Genomic DNA, 8456 nt, shown 5'->3' with positions numbered 1-8456 from the left:
AAAGAATAAGTTTGAATACGCATATTAGATCAAATTTTTAAGTCGATTGGTATAATTTCGCTGGTACAATAAATCGCCGAAATAAGCATGTCATGCATATTTCTTTCGTTATGATGCTCTCTTACACATTTAGCCTATGTATGTTCAAAGCATCATTTATTCTAACCGGTTCAATATATTTAGATTGAGTAATTGCAGATTTACTTACCATTTTCACGCTTGTTTGTCTCTCATGTAATTACAAACATTCCAAGGCTACAGCCTATTATTATCTTCTTTTTGGTTTAACGTTAAATGCGATATTACATATGGCCATGCATTACGACTATGTTGTGTTGGTTAGTTATGACTATTGGTGGCTATGGGGTTGGACAGTTTTCGAGTGACTTAGCAATGGCACTTGTGTTAATTATAAATAAAGATATTTTAGGCTTAGTAAAGCTTAAACGCGCTTTATTTAACCGCAATCAATTACACGCTATGGCTAAAAAGTAGTTTGTAATTTAGCGCACCAAAAGTGCGCTTAATACATTTATTTAGTTTGCGCCACAGCCTAACCTTTGTTTTAAAGCATCAACGACAAGTGGGCTTACAAACTCGCTTACATCGCCATTATGGCGAGCCACTTCTTTAACTAAGGTTGATGATATAAAGGAGTTGCGCTCAGAAGGTGTTAAAAACACACTTTCTAAATCGGGGTTCAGGCGGCGGTTCATGTTTGCAAGTTGAAATTCGTAATCAAAGTCAGAAACAGCTCTAATACCGCGAATAAGTACATCGGCTTTATGCTCAAAAGCTAAGTCGGCAAGTAAACCTGAAAAGCCAATCACTTTTACATTGCTCAAATGCCCTAAAATGCTGTTGGCTAACTCAACTCGCTCATCTAGGCTAAAGCATGGCTTTTTAGTGGGGTTGTGCGCAATGGCAACAATTACGGTGCTAAACATTTTAGCAGCACGCTGAATTAAATCTGTGTGGCCATTGGTTAAAGGGTCAAATGTACCAGGGTAAATTGCCGTAACGTTCATATTGTTCACTAACTATTATTTTTTTAGTAGTTTATCAGTGTTTGTAGCACAAATCAGCTTAGCGTGTTTTTAAAATAGTAAATAATGATGGTATTTAAACCAACCCGATTTGTTTATACTGCAAGGCCGATATTTAGTGTAATGTAGTTTATAAGTTAATTTGAGTCGTCGCATATGAATACCAAGGATAAAATAATACACACCAGTATTTCGTTATTTAATGAACACGGTGAACGTGCAATATCAACCAATCACATTGCATCACATTTAGGGATGAGCCCGGGTAATCTTTACTATCATTTTAAAAATAAAGAAGACATTATCCGTCATATTTTTGCGCTTTATAGCGAGCATTTACACACTCATTTTAAACCCATTGAAGCTGCCGATGATGCGTTTGATCATTTAACGGCCTATTTAGACTCTTTATTTGAGCTGATGTGGCGGTATCACTTTTTTTACGACAATTTAGGCGATATTCTTTCAAGGGATGAAAGCTTAAAAAAAGCCTACATAGATTTTCAGGCAACGTTATTAGAGCAGGTTCGCCAAGTTATTTTAGGTCTGCGCGATAATGAAATGATTGCAATACAAGAGCAAGATGCGCTTGAGCTTGCCCATACGCTTAAGCTAACCGTTAGTTTTTGGACTCCATATATTAAAGCGCGCAGGCTCAGTGGTAATTTAGCCGAGCAAGATATTTATCATGGCATTTTAAAAGTATTAGCATTATTTAGGGCTTACAGCACCGAAAAAAGCATGCTTAAAATGAATCAGTTACGTGAAAAATACACCCAACTTGCAGAGCAAGCCCCCACACTTGCTTAACCGCTGTTAGCTGGTTAGTTCCTAGACGCAAAAATTTTTGCTATAATCGCGCGCCCAATGCCTGGGAGCGCGAATTCCCGCAGTCTAAGAGTGAACTATGCTTAAATTTATCGTCAAACTACATCCTGAAATTGCCATTAAAAGCCGTTCGGTGCGTAAACGCTTTACTAAAGTGTTAGAGAATAACATAAAAATTATGTTGCGCCGTGTTGACGAAAAAGTACAAGTAAGAAACAACTGGGATAATATTTCGGTTGTGACTAAGCTTGATGATGCACAAACACGCCTAGACTTTATAGACTGCCTGCAGCGCATTCCAGGTATTGTGCAATTTATTGAAGTAACCGAAACAGACTTCACAACGCTTGACGATATCTATAAAAAAACCATAGATCTGATAGGGCACACTATTGTAGGTAAAACGTTTTGTGTACGTGCAAAACGTATAGGGCAACATGATTTTACTTCTACCGATTTAGAGCGTTACGTAGGTGGTGGTTTAAACCAACACGTTGAAGGTGCGCGCGTTAAATTAAGCCGCCCAGAAGTGACTATTCGTTTAGAAGTCAGAGACGATAAAGCATACATTGTTACTAAAACGCACCTTGGTATGGCAGGGTTCCCGCTGCCAACACAAGAAGATGTACTTTCGCTCATGTCAGGTGGTTTTGACTCAGGGGTAGCTAGTTATCAGATGATCCGCAAAGGTGCTCGCACGCACTTTTTATTCTTTAATTTAGGTGGTGCAGCACACGAAATTGGCGTTAAGCAAGCCAGTTACTACTTATGGAAAAAGTATAGCTCTACCCATAAAGTTAAGTTTATCACGGTTGATTTTGAACCCGTTGTTGCTGAGATTTTAGAAAACGTAGAAAACAGCCAAATGGGTGTTGTACTAAAACGTATGATGATGCGTGCGGGTAGCCAAGTTGCCGAAAAACTCAATATTCAAGCACTTGTAACCGGTGAAAGTATTGGTCAAGTGTCTAGCCAAACACTGGCTAATTTAAGTGTGATTGACCGCGTAACAGAAACCCTTATTTTGCGTCCACTTATTCAGCACGATAAGCAAGAAATTATTAATACTGCACGTAAAATTGGCACCGCGGAAATGGCCGAAACCATGCCTGAATACTGCGGCGTAATATCTAAAAAGCCAACGGTAAAAGCTAAAATTGATGTTATTAAAGCTGAAGAAGCAAAGTTTGACTTTGATGTGCTAGATACAGTTGTCGAAAATGCGCGTATTATGGATGTGCGAGATATAGACGTAGAAGCAAAGCAAGAGCTTAAAGAAGCTGAGTCGGTCGTTGATTTACCAGCAGGCGCAGTGGTTGTAGATATTCGCTCACCGGAGGAGGAAGATGCAGCGCCGCTTGAGATTGACGGCATAGATGTAGTGCACTTACCGTTTTTCCGCTTAGCGACTAAATTTGGTGACTTACCGAAAGATAAAGACTATTACCTGTATTGTGAAAGAGGGGTTATGAGCCAACTGCAGGCGCTTATTCTTCACGAAGCAGGCTTTACGGGTGTCAAAGTTTACCGCCCGTAATAACGATTTATGATAAAGCGTGGTTTATACCACGCTTTTTTTTGCCTGAATTTTAGCAAGTAGGGCATCGTTTTGCGGTGTGTTAATACTTAATCGCTTCCCTTGTTGGCTAATATAGCCACAAATGGCGTCTATTTCGGTTTGTCGGTTATTCGCAACGTCTTGATGCATCGAAGAGTAGTTTTGGGCAGTTAGCGTCATTACGTTGTAAGCGTTGTTGAGCGCATCGACCAGTTTAATATCAAGCTTTAAAGCATGCGCTACTTGGCATGCCTCCGTTAATAAGTTAAAAATAATGCTATTAAAATAAGGGGCACGTAACTGACCATTTTTAATATCATACAGTGCGCTTAACGGGTTAATGGCAATATTGACTAATAATTTTTCAAATCTGAGCTGCTCAATATTAGCACAATAGCTTAGCTGCGGTACGTTTTGCAATTGTTCACACATCGCTTGGTGATAATTGCTTGCCAAGGAGTTACAAGCGCCTAGCACGCTTTTACCTTCACCTGTGTGCTGTACTATAAAGTCATTTGTTTTAAAGCCTGCCATGCTGGTGGTTAAAAAATATAACGCATGCTGTTTATTAAGTTGCTCGTTTATTTGCTCTACATTACCCATGCCATTATGCGAGACAATTAATATACTATTAGGTGAAAGAAAGGGTTTAACTTGGGTAAACGCCGTCTGCACCTGAAAAGCTTTTACAGCAAAAATAACAATATCAAACGCTGGCTGCTCACACATTTGTTTGAGGGTAATGAATTGCGCATTAATTTTTTGCGAAGGTTGCTTTGCTTTACAGTAAAAACGCGTGTTTGCTGTGGCTTTGCGAGTTAATACATGAACATTATGAGTTTGAGATAAAAAGTGGCTTAGTAATAAACCAATGGCGCCATCGCCAATAACAAGAATATTAGCCATAAGGGTTCTTTTTTCGAGGAGTAAAAATGGTTCTTAGTAAAAAGTAGGTGGCAGCACCTGCAAAGTCGGCAATAAAATCACCTAAAGACGCTTGCCTATAAGGTAGCGCATCTTGCATTATTTCTATGGCCGCGCCATAACCTGCTAGTAACAATATTTGCGTATAAAGCGGAAGTTTAAAGGCTTTGTCCATAATAATAGCGAGTATGAAAAACACCCCAAAGTGGGCAACTTTATCAACGTGCGGAAATAAATTAGTGACGCCGCCTTTGATTTCTTTAGCAAATAAAAGGGTAAAAGCCACAATGCTAATTAAAAAAACTGCCTGATAAACACGCCGTGTCACAATAAATCCTAAAACCGCTTAAAAAAGAGGCGCCAGTATACCAAACTAAATTAGTATCGCACCTGAACAACTGGCAGAAAAATGTAAAGATTTATAATTTTAGCGTTATAATCAGCGCATAAATTTAGAATTAATAGTTAGGAGAACCCAATGCCTTCATTTGATATCGTATCAGAAGTGGAAATGAACGAAGCTAAAAATGCAGTAGATAACGCAAATCGCGAGTTAGACACGCGTTTTGACTTTAGAGGTGTTGATGCTTCGATTGAGCTAAACGACAAAATCATTAAGCTAAAAGCTGAAGCTGACCAGCAAGTAATGCAGTTATTTGATATTTTAGCCGCTAAAATATCTAAGCGCGGAATGGATGTGGCGAGCTTAGATCTGCAAGAGATCACACGTGCTGGTAAAAACGTGTATCGTAATGTTGCACTTAAACAAGGCATCGAAAAAGATGTAGCAAAAAAAGTAGTCAAAGCCATTAAAGACTCAAAAGTAAAAGTACAAGCTGCTATTCAGGGTGAAGAAGTGCGTGTAACGGGTAAAAAACGTGATGACTTACAAGCTGCTATGCAAGTAGTACGCGGTGCCGATTTAGGCCAGCCTTTCCAGTTTAAAAACTTTCGCGATTAACGAGATGTAGGGGTTTAAATGTGGAGTTAATAACTACACATTTAAACCCGCAATACCACCTGCTTAGCCGTAAAAAACGGCTAATGATGACTTCAAAAACTATTTCTGGGCCATTTAAGCTTGCTTCCAAGCAACTGGATGTATTTAGTCTACTCTTAGTAGTGATGTTAGGTTAGCGATTTATAGTGAAGATTTTGAATGTATAAGTTAGTTATATTTATAATTTTTATGGCGTGTAGTAAAAATGCTGTGGCTAAGCCAATCAATGTAGATGTATTGGTTGAAGATGGCTATTTCCCAGTTATTATAAATGCAGAAAAACAAGAAGGTTTAGCACCTGAATTTATTAAAATATTAAACGAATCTCAAAATGACTATAACTTCGTGCTCAACTCGCTTCCTGTAAAAAGACTAAAAAAATGGGTCGAGTTAGGTGAGTTTGATTTGTTATTTTTAATGGCATTGCAATGGCTCCCTGAATCGGCGAGAAGTTCTGTAAAGCAAACTCAGTTTTACGTAATCACTAAAAACGAGCTCTATACCTTATCAGAAAATACAAAAGAACAAAGCTACTTTGATGATTTAAACGCACTCACAAAGGCGGGTGTATTAGGTTACTCGTACCGCTTTGCTAATTTTAATAATGATACGCAGTTTTTAGCTGAAGAACATCAAGTGAGTTTGACTATTGATGAGTTTAACGTAGTTAAAATGCTACTACTAAAGCGTGCTGAGGTAGGGGTTTTAAATAGCATTGCTTATCAATATTTTAAAAATAATAATATCTTTAACATGGACTTACTCTATAAAAGCAATATACCCGATGGTACTTACGATACGCATTTTTTGATTAACCCGAATCGAAGTAATATCTCAGAAATTCAAATGGATAAGCTATTAAATTCGCCTAAAATAAAACCAAAAATCAAGTCTTTGCTAAACGCTTATGGCGTAACTTCAAGTTTTACAATAAATAACTGAGTTTTTAGCTGTATAGACGTCCGTTGACATTTGTAAACAAACTGCTCACAATAACAGCCTATTTTCAGGGTGCTTGCTTAATACAGTGTATTGGTTTTAAGGTATTAAAACATACAGCAAGATAATCGGGAAGTTGGTGCGTTATCATGATGATTACAACCCCAACACTGCCCCCGCAACGGTAAAGTATTCACGCATTTATGTGTTTACTGAGTCCGGAGACCGGCCTTGAAGTGATCTTACTTACTTAAATCTTTGCGGTGGGCAAAGATAGGGACCATCATGTTAAATAAAACAACTCTTGGCGTTGCAGTATCTGCTGCGCTGTCATTTTCTGTGTCTGCTACAGATAATTCAATCGAAAAAATTACCGTTACTGCTAATAAATTTGAGCAATCAATTAACGATGTTTTAGCAAGCGTTAATGTTATTGAGCGCGCTGAAATAGATGCAAGCAACGTACGTGACTTACCAACGCTGCTAAGCACACAAGTGGGTTTTCAAATTAACCCTAATGGTGGCTTTGGCCAAACCGCGGGTGTGTCTTTGCGTGGTACAGGCTCTGGCGATACGCTAATTTTAATTGATGGTGTACGCACGGGCTCGGCAACGGCTGGCCAAAAATCACTTAATAACGTACCTTTAAACAGCATTGAGCGTATCGAAATTATTAAAGGTTCACGTGCAGCAGTTTACGGCTCAGACGCACTTGCTGGTGTAATCAATATAATAACGCGTGAAGCTGATAATTTATTTTTAGATGCTACTGTTGGCTCAGATGATTATCAAAACTATCAAGTAGCGGGCTCTGTTAAATCGGCTAATGTGACTAGCGCTTTTAACGCCGGTTTTGAAAAAACAGATGGCTTTGACGCATTACAAGGTGTTGCTCCAGATGATGATGGCTATGAAAATAAAAATCTAGGTTTTAAATTAAATTACAGTGATGAGCACTACGGCGACTTTAAGCTACTAGGTCAGTACAGTGAAGGCTATGCAGAGTACGATAGCAGCTTTAGCCCTGCAACGAGCACCGTTGAAAGAGGGGATTTTAAAAACTATCAGTTATCCGCAGGCTGGAGTAAAAGCTACACTAACCAATCTCATGCTATAGACGTTGCTTTTGCTACCGATGATTCTGACAGTACCTATGTTGACTCTTTTACTGGTGGGCCAATAACTAGTACGTTTATTACCAAGCGCGCACAAGTAGATTACAACGGCCAATATCGCCTAACAAATGCGCTTAATATTAGCGGCGGTATTAATTGGTATAACGATGATGTGTCACACAGCTCTCAAGCATTTGATGAAGATAGCCGCGATGTATTAGCTGTGTTTGTTGGGGCTTACTACGATACCGATACTGTGCTTGCCAATTTAACGCTTCGCCAAGACGACGATGAGCAATTTGGCGATGAAACAACCTATACTGCAGCGGCCGGTTATCATTTATCTGAAAATTCAACATTTAGAATTAGTCAAAGCACGGGCTTTAAAGCACCCACGTTTAACGATTTATACTACCCGAATTTTAGTAATCCCGATCTGCAACCTGAAAAATCAACAAACCGCGAGTTTGGTGTAAATGTTAATTTTGACAGTGCACAGGTCGATGTTGCCATTTTTAGAAACGATATTGAAGATAAAATTGATTACGATGAAAACTTTGCGCTAGCTAATATAAACGAAGCGCGCTATGAAGGGATTGAGTTTAGTCTTACACAGCAAATTTTAGGGTTTGATAGCCACTTTAATTTTGCATATTTAAGTGCCGAAAACCAAGAAACCGGCGATGAGCTACGCAATGTTGCCAAGCGCATGGCTAACTGGGAAATCGCAAAGCAGTTTGGTAATTTTGATGCGCGCATTGATATGCAATATCGCAGTGATCGCAATGGAGCTGTAACACGCCTAGGGTCATATACACTTTGGAACTTAGCGGGTAACTATCGTGTAAACAATAATATTGAACTGTCGCTTCGGGTAGAGAACCTATTTGACAGAGATTACAATGTAGTTGACTCAAGAGCTGATTTTACAAGCGGTGAGGTGTATTACTACAACACCCCAGAGCGACGCTTTTTTGCTGGCGCTAGCTATCAGTTTTAATCGCGTTTTTTAATATACAAAAGCCCGATTTATATCGGGCTTTTTA

9 protein-coding genes and 1 riboswitch are annotated in these 8456 nt (G+C 38.9%); of the genes, 6 read left to right on the top strand and 3 right to left on the bottom strand.

From position 1 onward, the window contains the following. Nucleotides 1-294 precede the first annotated feature (294 nt). Complete coding sequence (locus tag AABI99_RS16920; protein WP_338367273.1) at nucleotides 295-495, top strand: hypothetical protein; 201 nt, start codon at nucleotides 295-297, stop codon at nucleotides 493-495. 41 nt (nucleotides 496-536) lie between these two features. Here AABI99_RS16920 and coaD read toward each other — a convergent pair whose 3' ends face one another. Then, a complete protein-coding gene (gene coaD, locus AABI99_RS16915) occupies nucleotides 537-1028 on the bottom strand; it encodes a pantetheine-phosphate adenylyltransferase (protein WP_338367271.1) in 492 nt (163 codons plus the stop codon). A gap of 174 nt (nucleotides 1029-1202) precedes the next feature. Here coaD and AABI99_RS16910 point away from each other — a divergent pair, with 174 nt between their 5' ends. Together AABI99_RS16910 and thiI are read left to right on the top strand one after the other, a co-directional pair. Continuing rightward, nucleotides 1203-1856, top strand: coding sequence for a TetR/AcrR family transcriptional regulator (locus AABI99_RS16910; protein WP_338367270.1), 654 nt, complete (start codon nucleotides 1203-1205; stop codon nucleotides 1854-1856). Nucleotides 1857-1953: 97 nt separating this feature from the next. Continuing rightward, nucleotides 1954-3411 carry a tRNA uracil 4-sulfurtransferase ThiI gene (gene thiI, locus AABI99_RS16905; protein WP_338367269.1) on the top strand — a complete coding sequence of 486 codons (1458 nt, stop codon included), beginning with the start codon at nucleotides 1954-1956 and terminating at the stop codon, nucleotides 3409-3411. 24 nt (nucleotides 3412-3435) lie between these two features. On the opposite strand, the gene AABI99_RS16900 is transcribed toward thiI, so the two are convergent. Together AABI99_RS16900 and AABI99_RS16895 are read right to left on the bottom strand one after the other, a co-directional pair. Next, nucleotides 3436-4338 (bottom strand): 2-dehydropantoate 2-reductase, encoded by a 903-nt coding sequence (locus tag AABI99_RS16900; RefSeq protein WP_338367268.1) that lies wholly within the window; start codon nucleotides 4336-4338, stop codon nucleotides 3436-3438. Then, nucleotides 4331-4684, bottom strand: coding sequence for a VanZ family protein (locus AABI99_RS16895; protein WP_338367267.1), 354 nt, complete (start codon nucleotides 4682-4684; stop codon nucleotides 4331-4333). The genes AABI99_RS16900 and AABI99_RS16895 overlap by 8 nt, the downstream gene beginning before the upstream one ends. Nucleotides 4685-4834: 150 nt before the next feature. Here AABI99_RS16895 and AABI99_RS16890 point away from each other — a divergent pair, with 150 nt between their 5' ends. The 3 genes from AABI99_RS16890 (at nucleotide 4835) to AABI99_RS16880 (ending at nucleotide 8410) form a co-directional block, all read left to right on the top strand. Continuing rightward, nucleotides 4835-5317 carry a YajQ family cyclic di-GMP-binding protein gene (locus tag AABI99_RS16890; protein WP_338367265.1) on the top strand — a complete coding sequence of 161 codons (483 nt, stop codon included), beginning with the start codon at nucleotides 4835-4837 and terminating at the stop codon, nucleotides 5315-5317. 198 nt (nucleotides 5318-5515) lie between these two features. Next, nucleotides 5516-6298, top strand: coding sequence for an ABC transporter substrate-binding protein (locus AABI99_RS16885; protein WP_338367264.1), 783 nt, complete (start codon nucleotides 5516-5518; stop codon nucleotides 6296-6298). 82 nt (nucleotides 6299-6380) lie between these two features. Then, nucleotides 6381-6544: riboswitch (cobalamin riboswitch) on the top strand. Between the two features lie 36 nt (nucleotides 6545-6580). Next, nucleotides 6581-8410: a TonB-dependent receptor gene (locus AABI99_RS16880; protein WP_338367263.1), complete on the top strand. Its 1830-nt coding sequence runs from the start codon at nucleotides 6581-6583 to the stop codon at nucleotides 8408-8410. Nucleotides 8411-8456: the final 46 nt, after the last annotated feature.

It is taken from the genome of uncultured Pseudoalteromonas sp., assembly GCF_963922945.1.
GTDB lineage: Bacteria > Pseudomonadota > Gammaproteobacteria > Enterobacterales > Alteromonadaceae > Pseudoalteromonas.
The sequence above is the reverse complement of the archived record's forward strand: the minus strand, read 5'-3'. Positions and strand labels throughout refer to the sequence as shown.